This window comes from Lachnospiraceae bacterium JLR.KK002 (assembly GCA_036941025.1).
In the GTDB taxonomy this organism is placed as follows: Bacteria; Bacillota; Clostridia; order Lachnospirales; family Lachnospiraceae; genus Petralouisia.
This window is the reverse complement of record JAYMNP010000001.1, coordinates 1,635,920-1,655,006: the sequence shown is the minus strand read 5'-3', so window position 1 is coordinate 1,655,006 and position 19,087 is coordinate 1,635,920. Positions and strand designations below refer to the sequence as shown.

The following is a 19,087-nucleotide window of genomic DNA, read 5'->3' as shown; positions in this document are numbered from 1 at the left end:
ATTGCAGAAACGCCCCTGAGAACGGGCATGTTTCAAAGATACGATAAAAGAAAGATACGGTGGGCATAAAGCATCGTAAAACAAAGAGGTGTAGAGAAAATGGAACAGAGAGTAATAGTTCCGGTGCTGATTGCGTTTGCAATTACGGCTGTACTGGGTCCGGTAGTAATTCCGATTTTGAGAAAGTTAAAGGTAGGGCAGACAGAACGGGAAGAATTAAAATCCCATCTGAAAAAAGCGGGAACCCCTACGATGGGAGGTCTTATGATACTGGCAGGTATTATTGTAACTTCCCTGATTTATATGAAAGATTATCCGGGCATACTGCCCATACTGTTTGTGACAGTGGGATTTGGCATTATCGGTTTTCTGGATGATTACCTGAAAGTGGTATTGCGGCGTTCTGACGGTCTTTTGCCCTGGCAGAAAATGGCAGGCCAGATTCTGGTGACGGTGGTATTTATTTTCTATATGAACCGGTATACGGAGGGAGCCAGTAAAATGCTGCTTCCATTTACCGGCGGATTTGAACATGGAATTTATCTGGATTTGGGATGGCTGGCAGCTCCCGTTATGTTTCTGGCCATTCTGGGAACGGTAAACGGGGCCAACTTTACAGACGGCCTGGACGGCCTGGCTTCCAGCGTGACGGTGCTGATTGCAACCTTTTTTTCTGTGGTGGCTATCGGAACCGGCAGCGGTATTGAGCCTGTGACCTGTGCGGTGGTAGGGGCTCTGCTGGGTTTTCTTCTGTTTAATGTGTATCCGGCCAGCGTATTTATGGGGGATACCGGTTCTCTGGCACTGGGCGGATTTGTGGCTTCCACTGCCTATGTGCTGCAAATGCCTGTTTTTATTCTGATTGTGGCTCTTATTTACTGGGTAGAATTACTGTCGGTTATGATACAGGTGACGTATTTTAAGAAAACAGGCGGAAAGCGTATTTTCCGTATGGCGCCCATACATCATCATTTTGAACTTTGCGGATGGTCTGAAACGAGAGTAGTGGCGGTATTTTCCATTATTACTGCCATACTGTGTCTCATTGGACTGCTGGCTCTTTAGGAGGGATAGGATTGAACCTGAGTGGAAAGAAATTTTTGGTTGCGGGAACCGGAATCAGCGGAATTGCAGCGGCAGAGCTTCTGGTGAAACACGGTATTCCGGTGGTATTATATGATGAAAACAGTCAGCAGAAGGAAGCAGAAGTCCGCGGGAAATCCCCGGTACTGCGGGAAATCCCCATTTTGCTGGGAGAACTGCCGCAGCATGCGCTGGAAGACTGTGATATTGCAGTGTTAAGTCCTGGAATTCCCACCGACGCTCCTCTTGTGGAGCGTATGAGAGCCGGAGGGCTGGAACTGTGGGGCGAGATTGAGCTGGCCTGCGCTTTTGAGCGGGGGCGGATACTTGCTATTACCGGAACCAACGGAAAAACCACAACCACTTCTCTGCTGGGAGAAATTTTAAAACATGCCGGTCTGGATGTAAAAGTGGTGGGAAATATCGGGGTTCCCTATACAGGCCTGGCGGCAGATACCAGGGAGGAATCTGTAACAGTGGCGGAAATCAGCAGTTTTCAGTTAGAGACCATTCATAAATTCTGTCCCCAGGTGTCTGCGATTCTGAACCTTACGCCGGATCATCTGAACCGTCATCATACCATGGAGAATTACTGCCGAATCAAGGAGCGGATTGCTGAGAACCAGAACGAAAGCCAGTTCTGCGTTCTGAATTACGAAGATGAAAGGCTGCGGAAATTTTCGGAGCAGGTAAAAGCCAGAGTTATTTTTTTCAGCAGCAAAAGAAAGCTGGAGGAAGGCTTTTATCTGGAGGGAGAAACCATTTTCCGGGCCTGGGACGGGATGCACAGGCCTTTGTGCAGCGTTCGGGAACTTCAGCTTCTGGGAAACCATAATTACGAAAACGTAATGGCTGCTGCAGCCATGGCAACCGCAGCAGGAGTTTCATCTGAAAAAATAAAAGAAGTTCTGGTTACTTTTACAGGAGTAGCGCATAGAATAGAATATGTGGGAACCAGAAAAGGGGTTCGTTTCTATAATGATTCCAAAGGTACCAATCCGGACGCGGCCATTCAGGCCGTCCGGGCTATGAAATGGCCGACCCTTCTGATTGGCGGAGGTTACGATAAAGATTCTGAATATGATGCGTGGATTCATGCCTTTGATGGAAAAGTAAAGAAGCTGGTGCTGCTGGGAGCTACCAGAGAAAAAATCAGAGATACGGCAGTCCGCCTTGGATATCCCCAGAAGGATATTATCTTAACGGATAATCTGCAGGAAGCTGTGAGCGCATGTGCAGAGTATGCAGACAGCGGGGATGCGGTACTGCTCTCTCCGGCCTGCGCGAGCTGGGGAATGTTTCGGAATTATGAAGAACGCGGCGATATGTTCCGGGAACTGGTAAAGGCCCTGGAGGAGTAACAGTGAAATCGTAAGTCAGGAGTGCCGATATGGGTAGAGAAAGAAAGACGGACAAAAGACAAAAAAATATCCGCTATTTTGACTATACGCTGTTGTTGATTGTGTTTTTTCTGATATGCTTTGGTCTTGTCATGTTGTACAGCACAAGTGCTTATAACGGGCAGTTAAAATTTAAAGATGGTGCATATTATCTGAAAAAGCAGCTTGTGGCAGATATTTTAGGTGTCATTGCCATGCTGATTGTGGCGAGAATTGATTATCGTGTCTGGAAAAATTTCTGGCTTCTTGCTTACATAGCGGCCTTTGGTCTCTGTACGCTGGTACTTTTTATAGGAGATACCATTCAGGGCGCAAAACGATGGCTGGATTTGAAGGTGGTCAGTTTTCAGCCTTCCGAGCTGGCAAAACTGGCAGTCATTGTGTTCCTGGCCACGATTATCAGCCAGATGCCCCGGCAGATGGGGAAATTTTCTTCTCTGATAAAAGTAATGGTAATTGTGCTGCCCATGGTTGCCATTGTGGCTACTGAGAATTTAAGTACAGCTATTATCATACTGGGAATCGCCATTTCCATGGTGTTTGTGGCCAGCCCCAAATATATGCAGTTTTTTGTTGTGGGAGCTGCAGTGCTTATTTTCGGCGCCGCTTTTATCATGCTGGAGTCTTATCGTGCGGAGCGTCTGCAAATCTGGCTGGACCCGGAAAGCCATGCGAAAGGCTATCAGACATTGCAGGGCCTGTACGCCATCGGTTCCGGCGGACTGTTCGGCAAGGGACTCGGCGGCAGTATGCAGAAACTGGGATTTGTGCCGGAGGCCCAGAATGATATGATTTTTTCCATTATCTGTGAAGAGCTGGGCCTGTTTGGAGCTGTCAGCGTGATTTTACTGTTTGTGATTATTATCTGGCGTTTTATGGTAATTGCCAGCAATGCCCAGGATTTGTACGGGGCGCTGCTTGTAACGGGAGCCCTCGCCCATATTTCCATACAGGTTATTCTGAATATTGCCGTTGTGACCAACACCATACCAAATACAGGAATTTCCCTGCCCTTTATCAGCTATGGAGGAACCTCGGTGGTGTTTCTGCTGGCAGAAATCGGGCTGGTGCTAAGTGTTTCCAGGGGAATTCATCTGGAACAGGAGTAATATATGGGAAAAGGAAAACGAAAAAAGAAGAGATGGCAGTCTGCGGGGCTGACCTTCCTTATCATTCTGTTGCTGTTTGCCATCGGCGCGCTGATTGTCCTGAAAGTATTTACCGTGGAAAAAGTAAAGGTTACAGGAAATGAGCATTATCCGGATGAAACAATCCGGGAATGGATGCTGGATGATGAATACTGCTGGAACAGTCTGTATGTGTATTTTAAGTATAAATTTGTGGAACCAAAGGAAATGCCTTTTGTGGACAATATGGAGATTTCTCTGAAATCTCCCCACACCCTGGAAATTACAGTCCAGGAAAAGGCATTGCTGGGACGGGTCTATATTGATACTCTGGGGCAGAATGCCTATTTTGACAAAGATGGATTTGTGGTGGAAATGTCCTCGGAGGTAATTGAAGGAGTGCCGAAAGTAAGCGGACTGGATGTGGAGCAGATTGTACTGTATGAAAAACTTCCAATTAAAGGGAAAGATATTCTGAAAAATCTGCTGTCCCTGACACAGATGCTGAAAAAGTATGAGCAGGTACCGGATAATATCAAATATGGAGAAGAAGGAAACTATGTTCTGAATTACGGTGATATTACGGTTCTGATTGGACAGGCCCGGAAACTGAACGAAAAGGTAGTGCGGCTTTCTTACGTATTGCCGCAGCTGCAGGGAAAAAAGGGAACCCTTCATCTGGAAGGGTGGACGGAAAATACCACTGATATTACCTTTGAAGAAGCAAAATAGTATAGCCTGTATTGCGAACTCATTCATGCTGGCATGATTCGTCCGCAGTACAGTCTATGGCTGAACTGTTAGAAAAAATTTTGCAAATTTGTAAAATGTTATTGATTAATTCCCGAAAAAATTATACTATATAGTATAAGAGTTTAAAGTGGGATTAAATAGAAAGTGTTCATATAGAGGACAAAAGGAGGAAGAACCTTGCTTGAAATAATGACGACAGAGGCGGATTCCAGTGCAAAAATCATCGTAATCGGTGTGGGAGGGGCTGGAAATAATGCAGTCAATAGAATGATTGAGGAAAATATAGGTGGTGTTGAGTTTATTGGAATCAATACGGACAAGCAGGCATTGACGCTCTGCAAGGCACCTACTCTGATTCAGATTGGCGAGAAGCTCACCAAAGGGCTTGGAGCGGGAGCTCAGCCGGAGATTGGAGAAAAGGCCGCAGAAGAGAGTATTGACGAACTGACTGCCGAGATTAAAGGTGCGGACATGGTATTCGTTACCTGCGGAATGGGTGGCGGAACCGGAACAGGAGCAGCGCCGGTGGTTGCAAGGATTGCAAAGGAAATGGGCATCCTGACCGTGGGAGTTGTGACAAAGCCTTTTAAATTCGAAGCAAAGGCCCGTATGGTCAATGCACTGGGCGGCATTGAGCGTCTGAAGGCCAGCGTGGATACTCTGATTGTGATTCCCAATGACAAGCTGCTGGAAATCGTGGACAGACGGACCACCATGCCGGATGCGCTGAAAAAGGCTGATGAAGTGTTACAGCAGGCAGTACAGGGCATTACGGATCTGATTAATGTACCTGCCCTGATTAATCTGGATTTTGCAGATGTACAGACTGTTATGAAGGATAAGGGAATGGCACATATCGGTATTGGTATGGCCAAAGGTGATGATAAGGCTACGGAGGCTGTGAAACTGGCAGTGGCAAGTCCGTTGCTGGAGACTACCATTACCGGTGCGTCTCATGTAATTATTAATATTTCCGGTGATATTTCTCTGATGGATGCCAACGATGCGGCCAGCTATGTGCAGGATCTGGCAGGAGATAATGCAAATATTATTTTTGGTGCGAAATTTGACGAGGCCATGGCAGACGAAGCAATTATCACAGTGATTGCAACCGGACTGGAGGATGCGGCAGCAGCGCCGAAGGTAATGTCAGGCATGAAGTATTCTCAGACGACTGCTACCAGAATGCCCACCACAGCAAGAACTGCTTCCGGCAATCTTGGTACGGTGGCACGTCCGGCCAATCCTTATGGAACCACCCAGTCTTCTGCCGCCGGCAGCAATCTGGGGGTTACCGCTTCAACACTGGGGATTCAGAGGCCCAGAAAACCGGAGAGCAGTGTGCCGGAGCGGGATATTAAGATTCCGGAATTTTTGAAGAATACAAGAAAATAAAAAGTACATAGCTGTTTTGAGGCTGGCTGCAGGCGTAACCTGAGACAGCCGGAAGAACACAGTGAAACAGAAACCGTTGCATGTATGCAACGGTTTTTTTATCTTACAGGAAAGACCTTGTCACGCTAACGCATGAAAGTGTCTTCCTGTAGAAGAAAATTAAGATGCGCAGCTCATGGAGAGGAAATTTATTGCCAGGCAATCCGCTCGCGCGCGACAAAGCGCCCAGGTCCCTCAAGAATGAGGGATTTAGGGAGTTGAAGCGGACCTGTCCGCTTTTTTATACATAACGCAAGGATTGTATAAAATTGTTAAAAAAATAACAATTCAGTATTGACAAATATTTAACAATCTGTAAAATAGATAATAAGAAGTGTATTTTTTTCAGTACAATCCTGTATCAGGTGCGCAGCCACCAGTCAGCGGTTGTAAGGGTAACTGTAATATTGAAATATCAAATCAAAATAAGACAGGGGGATTTTACCATGGCGACAGAAAGAGATGATATGTACCTGCCGGAAAGAGATTTTGTAGAACAGGCGAATATTCAGAGCCGTGCAGAGTATGAGAGAATGTGGAAACAGTCCATTGATGATCCGGAGACATTCTGGGGTTATATTGCCAAAGATTTTCACTGGTTCCGGCCCTGGGTAAAAGTATACCGGGGAGAACCGGAAATCGGAGACAATGAATGGTTCATAGGCGGAAAAACAAATATTTCCTATAACTGCCTGGATGCCCAGATTGAAAAAGGAAGAGGAGATAAGATTGCGCTCCTGTTTCAGGGCGAGCCGGAAGCGGACTGCAAGCAGTTTACCTACAAAGAGCTGCTGAAACATGTATGTCGTTTTGCAAATGTACTTAAGAAAAACGGTGTGAAAAAAGGTGACCGTATTGCCTTGTATCTGCCCATGATCTGGCAGCTTCCTGTGGTTATGCTGGCCTGTGCCAGAATCGGTGCGGTACATACGGTGGTATTCGGCGGATTTTCTGCCGAGGCTCTGGCAGACAGGATGCTGGCCTGCGGCGCCAAGAAACTGGTGACGACAAATGGTTACTGGCGGGGAGGAAAGAAAATCAATGCCAAGGCAAATGTGGACCGGGCATGTATGCTGTGCGCCAGCGCAGGTCTTACTATTGACGATGTATTTGTAGTAGACCGTATGGTGGACTTTGACGTGCCTTATATTGTATATCGTGATACCTCTCTTTCCAAAGAGCTGATGCTGGAAGAAATTTCTGATTTCTGCCCGGCAGAGAAAATGGACGCGGAAGACCCGCTGTTTATTATGTACACCTCAGGTTCCACCGGAAAACCAAAAGGAACCCTGCATACTACGGCAGGTTATATGGTGTATACTTATACCACATTTAAATATATTTTTGATTATAAAGAGGATGATGTGTTCTTCTGTACCGCGGATATCGGCTGGATTACAGGCCATTCTTACATTGTATACGGGCCCCTTTTAAATGGAGCGACCACGGTGCTGTATGAGTCCATCCCCACTTATCCGGAGCCGGACCGGTTCTGGCACATTATTGACAAATTTAAAGTAACTACGTTCTATACTGCTCCAACGGTAATCCGCTCCCTGATGAATAAGGATATAAAATGGGTGGAGAAACATGATCTTTCCAGTCTCAGGCTGCTGGGCTCTGTGGGAGAACCTATCAATCCGGAAGCATGGCAGTGGTATTATCACCATATAGGCCATGATCACTGCCCCATTGTGGATACCTGGTGGCAGACAGAAGCAGGAGGTATCCTGATTTCTGCCATTCCGGGGGCCATGGGGCTGAAACCGGGAAGTGCCGCTCTGCCGTTTTTCGGGGTAAAACCGGTAATTCTGCGTGCAAGAAATTCCGGTGATGAGCCGGCGGTAGAAGCAGATGTAAATGAAAAAGGCGAGCTGTGCCTGGAATCCAACTGGCCAGGAATCATGCGTACCCTTTACGGAGAGCCGGAGCGCCATATCACCGGATATTATACCCAGCAGCCCGGATATTTCTTTACCGGCGACGGTGCATACAAAGACGAAGACGGATATTTCTGGATTACCGGAAGAATTGATGATATTGTAAATATTTCCGGGCACCGTCTGGGTACCGTAGAAGTGGAGAAGGTGCTCTGTTCCCATCCGGGCGTGGTGGAAGCGGCAGTGGTGGGATATCCCCATCCGGTAAAAGGAGAAGACCTGTATGTTTATGTGGTTACTTCTGCAGAATGGGAAGGAAACGACACATTGCGTGATGAGCTGAAAAACCTGGTAAGACAGGAAATCGGGCCCATTGCCACACCGGGTAAAATCCAGTTTGTGCAGGAAATGCCCAAGAACCGTTCCGGTAAGATTGTGCGGCGGATTCTTCGTAAAATTGCCGCCGGGACAGGAAATGAAATTGATACTTCCATGCTGAATATTCTGGCGGAGCCAGGTATTGTAAAAATTATAGACGACAACCGTATTGTGTAACAGTGGAAAAAGACTCCGCAGTGAATAGAAGCGGCCTATAAGGAAAGACTGTAACAATTATGAAGATTGTCCAGGTAAACGGAAAATAAAAAATGCCATGCAAAAGGTTCGCCGATTGCATGGCATTTTTTTATCAGGAGACGTTATGTTACCGTGAATTGTTAAATCATATAGATTTCCTGTAAGATAAAGCCCTTCGGGCAGGATGACTGCTTTATTCTGGCCGAATCCCATAAATTATCCTGTCGGTTTCTGTAAAAGAATTTTTCCAAAAGAGGACAATGGTTTGACAAAAAAATCTCCGGTTTCGTTTTATACTGTACGGTATCAGGCTCAGCCTGCAGGAAGAACAGACAAGGAGGGAGCAGGTGAAATATGAACTGTATGCAGACGTCTGGTTTCTGACAAATTTTGTCATGGACAGCCTGGCTCTTACTCTGGCGGGAAAACTGATGAAGCAGCGGATTCGTCCCGGAAGACTGCTGCTGGGCAGCTTTGCAGGAACAGCCGGCTCCATGATCCTTTTTCTCAGTCTGGCGAATTATACCATGTACCAGCTCTGCGTCCATTTCCTGATAAATCCTCTGATGGTGTATCTGTGTTATGGGAGCAGAAAGAAAAAGGAATTTTTATGTCAGTGGGCGATTACCTATGTGGCATTTGTACTGCTGGGAGGTGTGTTGTCCTGGAGTATGCAAAGGGGAAAAGGAAGCGGATATTTTGTGCTCTGTCTGGCAGGAGCGCTGCTGTTCCTTGGTACAGCGGGGAAAATACTGGGACATGTAAAACGGGAAAAAGAAACTCTTTATGACCTTCTTCTGGTAACCGGAGAAGGGAATCTTTCTGTAAAGGGTTTTTACGACACGGGAAATCTGCTGACGGACCCTCTGGGCAACCGGCCGGTACATATTATAAAACGGGAACTTCTGCAGGCTCAGATACAGCGGGAACAGCTTCCCACAAGGCTGATTCCTTTCCATTCGCTGGGACAGGAATCAGGGCTTCTGGAGGCTGTGACACTGGAGGGAATGTACATTGTCAGAGAAGGATGTCCCCGATACCTGAAAAAACCCGTATTCGGTCTTGCAGATGAAAAGCTGTTTCAGGATGACAGATGTGATGTGATATTAAATGGGAAAGCCATGGAAAGTTAAAGGAGGAAGATTATGTACATAAAAATTGCAATACCGCGGCACTTTCAGTTAAAGCTGATACCCAGCCTGCGCAGTCTGCTGATGATGAAAAAAGGGGATATCCACTATATCGGAGGGGCGGAAATTCTGCCTCCGCCTCTGGAAGCACGGGAAGAAAACCGCTGTATCCAGATGCTGGACGGAGAGGAATCGGAACGTGCCAGAAGCATACTTATTGAGCACAATCTGCGGCTGGTGGTGTACATAGCCAAAAAATTTGACAATACAGGTATTGGAGTGGAAGATTTGATATCTATTGGGACTATCGGCCTGATTAAGGCCATCAACACCTTTAATCCCACCAAAAATATCAAACTGGCCACCTATGCTTCCCGCTGTATCGAAAATGAAATCCTGATGTATCTCAGACGGAACAATAAGACCAGAATGGAGGTTTCCATCGACGAGCCGCTGAACGTGGACTGGGATGGAAATGAGCTGCTTCTGTCAGATATTCTTGGGACGGACGAGGATATTATATACCGCGATATTGAGACAGAGGTAGAGAAGAATCTTCTGAAAAAGGCAGTGGCGAAACTTTCCGAGCGGGAACGGGCCATTGTGGAGCTGCGGTTTGGTCTGAACCACGCCCAGGGAGAGGAGATGACCCAGAAAGAAGTTGCAGACCTGCTGGGAATTTCCCAGTCCTATATTTCCCGCCTGGAAAAAAAGATTATGAAACGTCTGAAAAAAGAAATCGTAAAATTCGAATAAATGTGGTAAAATTTATCATGAGGAGGGGCCCGCTTGCGGGAAGAGCCCTTATGATGAACCGGAGGGGCCCGCTTGCGGGAAGAGCCCTTATGATGAACCGGAGGGGCCCGCTTGCGGGAAGAGCCCTTATGATGAACCGGAGGGGCCCGCTTGCGGGAAGAGCCCCGGTGGTATAAATCAAAAATTTTACAAAGGAGATGGTGATTTGAAACTTGAATTTTTGGGGGCAGCCCATGAGGTGACAGGAAGCTGTCATTATGTGCAGATGGGAGACGTCCATCTGCTGGTGGACTGCGGAATGGAGCAGGGAGCGGATTTGTATGAAAATCAGGAGATTCCGGTCAATACGGCCGAAATTGACTATGTACTGATTACCCATGCCCATATTGACCATTCCGGTCTGCTGCCACTGTTGTACAGCCATGGATTTCGGGGGAAAGTCTATGGTACCAGAGCAACTGTGGAACTGTGTAATATTATGTTGAAAGATTCGGCCCATATTCAGATGTTTGAGGCGGAATGGAAAAACCGGAAGGCAAAGCGTGCAGGAAGGCCTCTGGTGGAGCCCATGTATACCATGGACGATGCAGTGGGGGTACTGGAGCATTTTATTCCATGCGAATACGGGGAGATTATTACCCTTTGTCCGGAAATTACCATTCGCTTTGTGGATGCGGGCCATCTTCTGGGTTCTTCCAGTATTGAAATCTGGGGAACTGAAGAAGGAAAACAGGTAAAACTTGTTTTTTCCGGTGATATCGGCCACGGCAACAAACCATTAATCCGGAATCCCCGATACATTCGGGAGGCTGACTATGTGATTATGGAATCCACCTATGGGGACCGTCTCCATCAGAATCCGCCGGATTATGCAACAGAGCTTGCACAGGTGTGCAAGGATGCATTTACCAGAGGCGGAAATGTGGTGATTCCGGCCTTTTCCGTGGGCAGAACACAGGAAATGCTGTATTTTCTGCGGAAAATCAAAACAGAACACCTGCTGCCGGAATTTGAGGATTTTGAGGTGTATATAGACAGTCCGCTGGCAGTGGAGGCTACCAGTATTTTCCATAAAAATGTAAAAGAATGTTTCGATGAGGAAGCGCTGGAGCTGGTGCGCAAAGGGAAGAATCCCATCAGTTTTCCGGGACTTAAGGTAGCCGTAACCAGCGACGAATCCAAAATGATTAATTTCATTGAAAAACCCATTGTGATTATTTCCGCATCCGGTATGTGTGAAGCGGGACGGATTCGCCATCATTTGAAACACAATCTCTGGCGCAGGGATTCCACCATTCTGTTCGTGGGTTATCAGGTGCCGGGAACCCTTGGAAATATGCTGCTGAACGGAACGAAAGAAGTGAAACTGTTTGGTGAAACCATTGAAGTCCATGCCAGAATCCAGAATCTGGCGGGAATCAGCGGTCATGCGGATCAGCAGCATTTGCTGGAATGGGTGAAAGCCTTCGGGGAAACACCGAAACGTGTGTTTGTAGTGCATGGAGAAGACAGCGTGTGCGATACCTTTGCAGCTCTGGTGACGAAAGAAACGGGGCTTGCGGCCACAGCTCCCTACAGCGGAGACATTTATGATCTGGAAAAAAATGTCTGTGTGGCAGAGGGAAGCCGGGAAAAGAAAGTGCAGAAAGCAAAAGAGTCCCGTGGAGTTTCCAATGTTTTTACAAGGCTTCTGGCGGCCGGCGAGCGCCTGTTGGCGGTTATCCGCAAATCAGAAGGGCGGCCTAACAAAGAACTTGGAAAATTCGCAGATCAGATTAACTCTCTCTGTGATAAGTGGGAGTAATGGAGAGATAATTTTTCATATTTTTTAATGCAGATTTTTCCAGTCTGCTTACCTGGGCCTGGGAGATGTGGATTTCTTCCGCCACTTCCATTTGTGTTTTGCCTTCAAAGAACCGGAGTTTGATAATGTAATTTTCACGCTCATTTAACCGTTTCATGGCGTCGCTTAAGGAAAGTTCTTCCACCCAGGTATCTTCTTTATTCTTTTTGTCGCTGATCTGGTCCATTACATAAAGGGTGTCTCCTCCGTCCGTGTAGACCGGGTCATAGAGGCTGACAGGACACTGAATGGCGTCCAGAGCAAATACAATGTCTTCTTTGGGGATATCAATTTCCTTTGCAATATCTTCTATGGTGGGCTCGCGGGAGAGTTCTTTGGACAGCAGCTCTCTGGCGTGGATTGCTTTGTATGCAGTATCCCGCAGGGAGCGGCTTACCCGGATGGAATTGTTGTCCCGCAGGTAACGTCTGATTTCTCCGATAATCATGGGAACTGCATAGGTGGAAAATTTCACACCGATATCCGGATTAAAATTGTCGATGGATTTGATTAACCCGATACATCCGATCTGGAACAGATCATCCACATTTTCATTACTGTTGGAAAAGCGTTTGATTACGCTTAAGACCAGTCGGAGATTGCCTTTGATATAAGCCTCGCGGGCTTCCAGATCTCCCGCTTTGATGCGGGAAAACAGGTCGCTTTTTTCTTCCTCTTTTAATACGGGGAGTTTTGCAGTGTTGACTCCGCAGATTTCTACTTTGTATGCAGCCATGATGTTACCTCCGGAAAGTTTTGATGTATTAAAAGAATGCGCGTAATTTGCTACTTTTATTCATGAAATTTTCATGGTATAATATCGTCAGATATTATACGCGCCGAAGTGCGCATACGTTACCATACTTTATCACGAAGTGATTATGGTATAATATCGTCAGATATTATATGCGCCGAAGTGCGCATACGTTACCATACTTTATCACGAAGTGATTATGGTATAATAAACGTAAAGGGCAGAGGAAAATGGAAGGGCTGTTTGTACCGTGGGCAGCGGCAGACGGGCCCTGGGACATTCGACGAGTGAAAACTGAAGAATTTGTTGTTAGGAGACAGATAACGATGAAAGATGCCATTGATAAAAGAAATGAACGGGAAAAAATTGCCAGGAGTATTGTAAAACGCAGAAATATTGTTTATATTTCTAAAGAAGAGCTGGAACGCAGACAGCAGGAGGAATCCAGACAGCAGGACAGAGAGACAGCGGAAGAACTTGCAAGGCGGCTGCGGGATGATGAAGATAAGAAAAAGGCCATGGAGATAGAGCGGCTTCTGGCTGAACAGAAAATGCTGGAAAAACAACTGGCAACAGGAATGGATGCTACCGGGAAACATCCGATGGATGACATAACACAGGAAAGAGTAGAGGCGATATTAAGTGAAAAAAGCAAGCAGTTGCAGGATATTATATCTGCCAGCAGTATTGCACTGGCACAAAAAAGTGAGCCGGTGGAAATACCTGTACCGGAAGAAAATCAGGGGAATGACGCCGGAGCAGAAACAGACAATGCGGAATCTGACAGTTCAGTTCCGGAAGGAGCTTCCGGAGAAACTGCACCAGATGGAGAAATGGGGCAGAAAGAAGCTGTTCCGTTAGAAGAAGAAATACAGGAGCTTCCGGCTGAGGAATATCAGGAAGAAATTCCGGCCGGAGAACAGGAAGATATGGGCACGGCAATTCCGGGGCCGGAAGAAATGCAGGAACCGCCAGAGAGCGGGTTTGATGAAGGACCGGGGCAGACAGATGAAAGCGAGGCGGAAGCATGAAACAGTTAAAGGACAGAGAGGAATCAGCCCGTGAAAATGAGACGGACAGGAAGCACACCCCTTTGAGCGAAACCTGGTCACAGGACGCGCAGGATGAGCTGGAAGATTTTATTGAACAGCAGGGAATTTATATTCGTCAGTAAGGTATGTGCGTTATGTCTGTCCGGGCGTCGCGGAATCCGGAGGGTTCACTGCCGGAAGTGAGAAAGGCTTTGGGAGAGATTCCGTAAAATTTGCGGAATGCCCGAAGAAATGTGGAATAATCGGAAAAACCGCACAGAGAAGAAGCCTTTAAAATGGGTGTGCCCTCCTGAATCAGGTCTTTGGCATGTAGCAGGCGTTTTTGCTGCACATAGGCATGAAGGGTGTATCCGGTATGCTCTTTGAACTTGTGCATCAGATAATATTTACTTACAAAAAACTGACGTGACAGGGTCTCATTGGACAGGTCTTCTGCCAGGTGCAGGTTGATGTAAGACAGAATATCGGCAATCTGTCTGTCATACCGGGAAGCGGAAAAGTCCGGCTGACATGTTTCCGGCAGGAAAATACGGTTCAGATATACCATAAACTGCAGGAAATATGCCTGGCTCAGAGCTTCATGGCCGAATTCTCTGCTGGCGAGAGATGATTCAAGCTGCTGCAGAATGGTCTGTATGTCTGCCTGCAGATGATGATTCAGCCGAATCAGATTGAACCTTTTTGCGGTTGCTGTAGTAAAGCAGCGGGACAAATCGCAGGAACGGTCTTGCTGCTCTCTGATAAATTCCGGCTGCAGCCAGATGACAATGCGTTCATAGGTGACGCCTGCGTCAATCACAGGCTTGTGAATGTCATGGTTGTTGACCAGAAGGATGTCCCAGGGCTTCAGGTCGTAAGCCTTACCTTCCACGAAATAGGTGACGTTGCCGGATAAAAATATAATAATCTTGTTGAAATCATGGTAGTGGAATTCAAATTCCTGATTTTTTTTATCTTTTAAATGAAACAGACGGAAATTCTGATGAAGATATCCGGTCTGTTTTTCTTTTGCTTTCTCTGAGTTATGATGCATGATTTGTCCCTCCTCCCGCAAGCGGGCCCCTCCTCATGATAATCATCAGGAGTTTTCAAAAATCATCAGGGGTTTTCAAAAATCATCAGGGGTTTTCAAAAATCATCAGGGGTTTTCAAAAATCATCAGGGGTTTTCAAAAATCATCAGGGCTCCTCCTCATGATAAATTATACAGCACTTTTTGCAGTGTTTCAAGCAATAAATTTACTGTTATATGCAAAAAGAATGAGTTAAAATAGTTACAGTTTACATGGCAGTGGTATGAATCGGCAGGTTTTGGCATATGCTGAACAGAAAAGAAAGGGTGGAATGTATGGACAGTATTACAATGAAAAAATACCATGGTCTCGGAAATGATTATCTGGTACTGGACCCCAATAAAAATGATATGGTGCTGCAGACAAGAAATATAGAAATGCTCTGCCGGAGGAATTTCGGCGTGGGTGCAGATGGTCTGCTGTATGGCCCCATTATGGAAGATGGAAAAATAAAAGTACGTATTTTTAATCCGGATGGTTCCGAGGCGGAAAAGAGCGGAAACGGCGTACGGATTTTTGCAAAATACCTGTTGGATGAGGGATATGTGAAGGACAGAAAGTTCAGCCTGAATACGCTGGCAGGAGATGTGGAAATTGAATTTGTGGAAGAAGACGGAAGTATGATGCGGGTAAATATGGGAAAGCCGGTGTATGCGGGAAAGGAAATGCCACTGACCGGCCTGCAGGGTGAGATTGTAAATGCTCATCTGAGATTCCATGACAATGATTACAATACCACCTGTCTGTCTGTGGGGAATCCCAACTGTGTGATTATGATGGAGGAAGTGACGCCGCAGAAAGCCAGGGCATTGGGGCCTTATGTGGAAGGGGCGGAATATTTTCCCAATCGTACCAATATGCAGATATGCAAAGTAATTGACCGGGAAAATATTGCCATTGAAATATATGAGCGCGGTGCAGGCTATACGCTGGCTTCCGGAACCGGAGCCTGTGCGGCGGCGGCAGCGGCAAAGAGGATGGGCCTTGTAGACAATAAGGTAACAGTGCATATGCAGGGCGGAGACCTTCTGATTGAGATGGAAGAAGACGAAACCATTTATATGACCGGAAGTGTGGGAACCGTGGGTACATTTACACTGGCGGAGAATTTTTTTGCCTGACCGGAAGAGGGGAGTCCGCTGAGGAGAAATATGCATATGCATTGAAGCTGCAGGAATCGAAAACAGCAAAGAATGCTTTTGGAAATAAGCTGTTGCAAAACGCAGGTTATATACAATGTATGGGTGAGAACTGTGAGTTTTACGCCATATTTCGTATATGACAGCTATTTTGCGGCAGCTTCTTTTCAGAAAAAATACAATTAATAGGAAGAAACGCAAAAAAGTGGGTGACATTTTCCCCGCTTTTTGTTATGATATAGGAAATTAGTTACATTTATGGAATCCGGCCCTTTGGATGATGAAAAGGGGGCTGTTCCGGGAGCAATAAGAGTTACAGGAGAGAATTTATGGAAAAGATATTGGATGTGATCAGCAAACAGGTGATGGAGGCCTTAAAGACCTGCGGTTACGATGAAAAATACGGAAAGGTTACCTTGTCGAACCGTCCGGACCTCTGCGAATACCAGTGCAATGGTGCCATGGCTGCCGCCAGGGAGTATAAATGCGCTCCCTTTCTGATTGCGGACAAGGTGGCAGAGCAGTTACAGAAAAATGGAATGTTCGAATCGGCAGAATCAGTAAAACCGGGATTTCTGAATCTGAAACTGAGCCCGGAATATCTGGCAGAATATCTGCGTCAGATGGAAGGGGACGGACAGCGGCTGGGCTGCAATAAATGTGAACATCCCAAAACCATTCTGATAGACTATGGCGGACCAAATGTGGCAAAACCCCTCCATGTGGGCCATCTGCGTTCTGCCATTATCGGGGAAAGTGTGAAGCGGATCGGCCGGTTTATGGGCCATAATATGATTGGAGACGTACATCTGGGGGACTGGGGCCTGCAGATGGGGCTGATTATCACCGAACTGAAAGCGCGGAAACCGGAGCTTGTGTATTTTGATGAAGATTACACGGGGGAATATCCCCCGGAGCCACCTTTTACCATTTCTGAACTGGAGGAAATCTATCCTGCTGCCAGCGGGAAATCCAAAGAGGACGAAGCCTATAAGGAAGCGGCCATGGAAGCAACTTATGAACTGCAGCATGGCAGGGCAGGCTACAGAGCTTTGCTGAATCATATTTTAAATGTGTCAGTCAGTGATTTAAAGCGCAATTATGAAAATCTGAACGTATCCTTTGAGCTGTGGAAGGGAGAATCCGACGCCCAGCCCTATATTCCGGATATGGTGGAAAAGATGAAGAAAGACGGATTCGCCTATATCAGCGAGGGCGCGCTGGTGGTGGACGTGAAGGAAGATACGGACACCAAAGAGATTCCCCCCTGTATGATTTTAAAATCAGACGGAGCCTCTTTGTATAACACCACCGACCTTGCCACCATAGTATGGCGTATGCAGGACTACCATCCGGATGAAATCATCTATGTGGTGGACAAGCGGCAGGAACTGTATTTTACACAGGTATTCCGCTGCGCCAGAAAAACAGGACTGGTGGGGCCGGAGACGGAACTGACATTCCTGGGCTTCGGCACCATGAACGGGAAGGATGGGAAACCATTCAAAACCAGAGAAGGAGGCGTTATGCGTCTGGAATATCTGGTGTCCGGTATCAATGAGGAAATGTACAAAAAGATTGCGGACAATCATACCGTGGAGGAAGCGGAAGGCCGGGAAACTGCAAAAACAGTGGCCCTTTCTGCCATCAAGTACGGGGATTTATCCAACCAGGCCTCCAAAGACTATATTTTTGATATCGAGCGTTTCACTTCTTTTGAGGGAAATACAGGGCCTTATATTCTCTATACCATTGTGCGTATGAAGTCTATCCTGAAGAAATATCAGGAATCACGGGAACTGCCGGAACATGCAGGAATCCTTCCTGCTCATTCGGACAGCGAGAAGGCGCTGATGCTGGAACTCAGTAAATTTAACGGTATGATGGAAAGTGCCTTTGAAGAAAAAGCGCCCCATAAGGTGTGCGCGTATATTTACGACCTTGCAAACGCTTTTAATCATTTTTATCATGAGACAAAAATTATGGCAGAACCTGACGAAATGATACAGGCAGGTTATATAAAATTATTGGAGCTGACCAGGAAAGCACTGGAAATCTGCATTGACGTACTTGGCTTTGAAGCTCCGGAAAGGATGTAGGAATATGAAGAAATATGATGTAACGGCACTGGGGGAACTGTTGATTGATTTTACTTATACCGGGGAATCCGAACAGGGGAATTCCCTGCTGGAGGCAAATCCGGGCGGAGCTCCCTGCAATGTGCTGGCACTGCTGAATAAATGCGGAAGAACCACGAACTTTATCGGCAAGGTGGGAAAGGATCAGTTCGGTTATCTGCTGCGGGATACTCTGGAGGAGCTGAAAATCGGCACGGACGGTCTTTGTTTTGACGAGGAAGTAAAAACCACCCTTGCCTTTGTAAAGACCTTTGAAAACGGCGACCGGGATTTTGCATTTTACCGGAATCCGGGGGCGGATATGATGCTGACGGAAGATGAAGTGGATGAGGAACAGATTAAAAACAGCAGGATTTTCCATTTCGGAACCTTGTCCATGACCCATGAAGGGGTGTGCGCAGCTACGGAGAAGGCAGTGAATGTTGCAAAAGAGAACGGGGTTCTGATTTCCTTTGACCCGAATCTGCGGATTCCGCTCTGGAAGGATCTGAGTGTTGCAAAAGAGAAGATGGAGTACGGTCTGAGCAAATGCGACGTATGTAAAATTTCCGAGGAGGAAGTGGAATTCCTTACAGGAGAGAAGGATATTGAAAAAGGGGCGGCAATTCTCCGGGAGAAGTTCCCTGTAAAGCTGTTCCAGGTAACAGCGGGAGCAGAGGGGAGTTATGCCTTCTATAAAGATATGATGGTATATAAACCCAGCTTTAAGTTAGGGGGAACCATTGAGACCACCGGAGCGGGAGATACGTTCTGCGGAAGTATTCTTTACGGACTGCTGTACCGGGACATTGACAGCCTGACAAAAGAAGATCTGGAACAGATGCTGACCTTTGCAAATGCGGCGGCTTATCTGGTTACCACCAGGAAGGGAGCCATCCGTTCCATGCCGGAGACGGATGATGTACATAAAATTATCAACGAAAATGCATAAGTAGTGCAGTCAGGGAGCA

The 19,087-nt window shown here is 46.6% G+C and carries 17 protein-coding genes; 15 read left to right on the top strand and 2 right to left on the bottom strand.

Going from position 1 to position 19,087, the window contains the following annotated elements; all coding sequences use genetic code 11:
- Positions 1-99 precede the first annotated feature (99 nt).
- The 10 genes from mraY (at position 100) to VSQ32_07940 (ending at position 11,943) form a co-directional block, all read left to right on the top strand.
- Positions 100-1,065, top strand: coding sequence for a phospho-N-acetylmuramoyl-pentapeptide-transferase (gene mraY / locus VSQ32_07985; GenBank protein MEH2942804.1), 966 nt, complete (start codon positions 100-102; stop codon positions 1,063-1,065).
- A gap of 11 nt (positions 1,066-1,076) precedes the next feature.
- Positions 1,077-2,444: a UDP-N-acetylmuramoyl-L-alanine--D-glutamate ligase gene (murD, locus tag VSQ32_07980; GenBank protein MEH2942803.1), complete on the top strand. Its 1,368-nt coding sequence runs from the start codon at positions 1,077-1,079 to the stop codon at positions 2,442-2,444.
- A 29-nt stretch (positions 2,445-2,473) separates the two neighbouring features.
- Positions 2,474-3,592, top strand: a complete 1,119-nt coding sequence (locus VSQ32_07975) for a putative peptidoglycan glycosyltransferase FtsW (GenBank protein ID MEH2942802.1) — start codon at positions 2,474-2,476, stop codon at positions 3,590-3,592.
- A 3-nt stretch (positions 3,593-3,595) separates the two neighbouring features.
- The gene (locus tag VSQ32_07970; GenBank protein MEH2942801.1) at positions 3,596-4,342 is read left to right on the top strand and encodes an FtsQ-type POTRA domain-containing protein; all 747 of its coding nucleotides are present in this window, start codon (positions 3,596-3,598) and stop codon (positions 4,340-4,342) included.
- A 198-nt stretch (positions 4,343-4,540) separates the two neighbouring features.
- The gene (gene ftsZ / locus VSQ32_07965; protein MEH2942800.1) at positions 4,541-5,758 is read left to right on the top strand and encodes a cell division protein FtsZ; all 1,218 of its coding nucleotides are present in this window, start codon (positions 4,541-4,543) and stop codon (positions 5,756-5,758) included.
- A 485-nt stretch (positions 5,759-6,243) separates the two neighbouring features.
- The gene (acs, locus tag VSQ32_07960) at positions 6,244-8,232 is read left to right on the top strand and encodes an acetate--CoA ligase (GenBank protein MEH2942799.1); all 1,989 of its coding nucleotides are present in this window, start codon (positions 6,244-6,246) and stop codon (positions 8,230-8,232) included.
- A 368-nt stretch (positions 8,233-8,600) separates the two neighbouring features.
- Positions 8,601-9,386 (top strand): sigma-E processing peptidase SpoIIGA, encoded by a 786-nt coding sequence (locus tag VSQ32_07955; protein ID MEH2942798.1) that lies wholly within the window; start codon positions 8,601-8,603, stop codon positions 9,384-9,386.
- 12 nt (positions 9,387-9,398) lie between these two features.
- A complete protein-coding gene (gene sigE, locus VSQ32_07950) occupies positions 9,399-10,139 on the top strand; it encodes an RNA polymerase sporulation sigma factor SigE (protein MEH2942797.1) in 741 nt (246 codons plus the stop codon).
- Between the two features lie 50 nt (positions 10,140-10,189).
- On the top strand, positions 10,190-10,315 hold the full coding sequence (locus VSQ32_07945; GenBank protein MEH2942796.1) for a hypothetical protein: 126 nt from the start codon (positions 10,190-10,192) through the stop codon (positions 10,313-10,315).
- 29 nt (positions 10,316-10,344) lie between these two features.
- A complete protein-coding gene (locus VSQ32_07940) occupies positions 10,345-11,943 on the top strand; it encodes an MBL fold metallo-hydrolase (GenBank protein MEH2942795.1) in 1,599 nt (532 codons plus the stop codon).
- Here the strand turns inward: VSQ32_07940 and sigG are convergent.
- Positions 11,915-12,718, bottom strand: a complete 804-nt coding sequence (gene sigG, locus VSQ32_07935) for an RNA polymerase sporulation sigma factor SigG (protein ID MEH2942794.1) — start codon at positions 12,716-12,718, stop codon at positions 11,915-11,917. The two genes, VSQ32_07940 and sigG, sit on opposite strands and share 29 nt — an antisense overlap.
- A 344-nt stretch (positions 12,719-13,062) precedes the next feature.
- Here sigG and VSQ32_07930 point away from each other — a divergent pair, with 344 nt between their 5' ends.
- Positions 13,063-13,767 carry a hypothetical protein gene (locus VSQ32_07930; GenBank protein MEH2942793.1) on the top strand — a complete coding sequence of 235 codons (705 nt, stop codon included), beginning with the start codon at positions 13,063-13,065 and terminating at the stop codon, positions 13,765-13,767.
- Complete coding sequence (locus tag VSQ32_07925; protein ID MEH2942792.1) at positions 13,764-13,910, top strand: hypothetical protein; 147 nt, start codon at positions 13,764-13,766, stop codon at positions 13,908-13,910. Before VSQ32_07930 ends, VSQ32_07925 begins: the two co-directional genes overlap by 4 nt.
- On the opposite strand, the gene VSQ32_07920 is transcribed toward VSQ32_07925, so the two are convergent.
- The gene (locus VSQ32_07920) at positions 13,904-14,821 is read right to left on the bottom strand and encodes an AraC family transcriptional regulator (protein MEH2942791.1); all 918 of its coding nucleotides are present in this window, start codon (positions 14,819-14,821) and stop codon (positions 13,904-13,906) included. The genes VSQ32_07925 and VSQ32_07920 overlap by 7 nt on opposite strands.
- Positions 14,822-15,135: 314 nt before the next feature.
- Here VSQ32_07920 and dapF point away from each other — a divergent pair, with 314 nt between their 5' ends.
- The 3 genes from dapF (at position 15,136) to VSQ32_07905 (ending at position 19,068) form a co-directional block, all read left to right on the top strand.
- Positions 15,136-15,981: a diaminopimelate epimerase gene (dapF, locus tag VSQ32_07915; protein ID MEH2942790.1), complete on the top strand. Its 846-nt coding sequence runs from the start codon at positions 15,136-15,138 to the stop codon at positions 15,979-15,981.
- Between the two features lie 347 nt (positions 15,982-16,328).
- A complete protein-coding gene (argS, locus tag VSQ32_07910; protein MEH2942789.1) occupies positions 16,329-18,098 on the top strand; it encodes an arginine--tRNA ligase in 1,770 nt (589 codons plus the stop codon).
- Positions 18,099-18,102: 4 nt separating this feature from the next.
- A complete protein-coding gene (locus VSQ32_07905) occupies positions 18,103-19,068 on the top strand; it encodes a carbohydrate kinase (GenBank protein MEH2942788.1) in 966 nt (321 codons plus the stop codon).
- Positions 19,069-19,087: the final 19 nt, after the last annotated feature.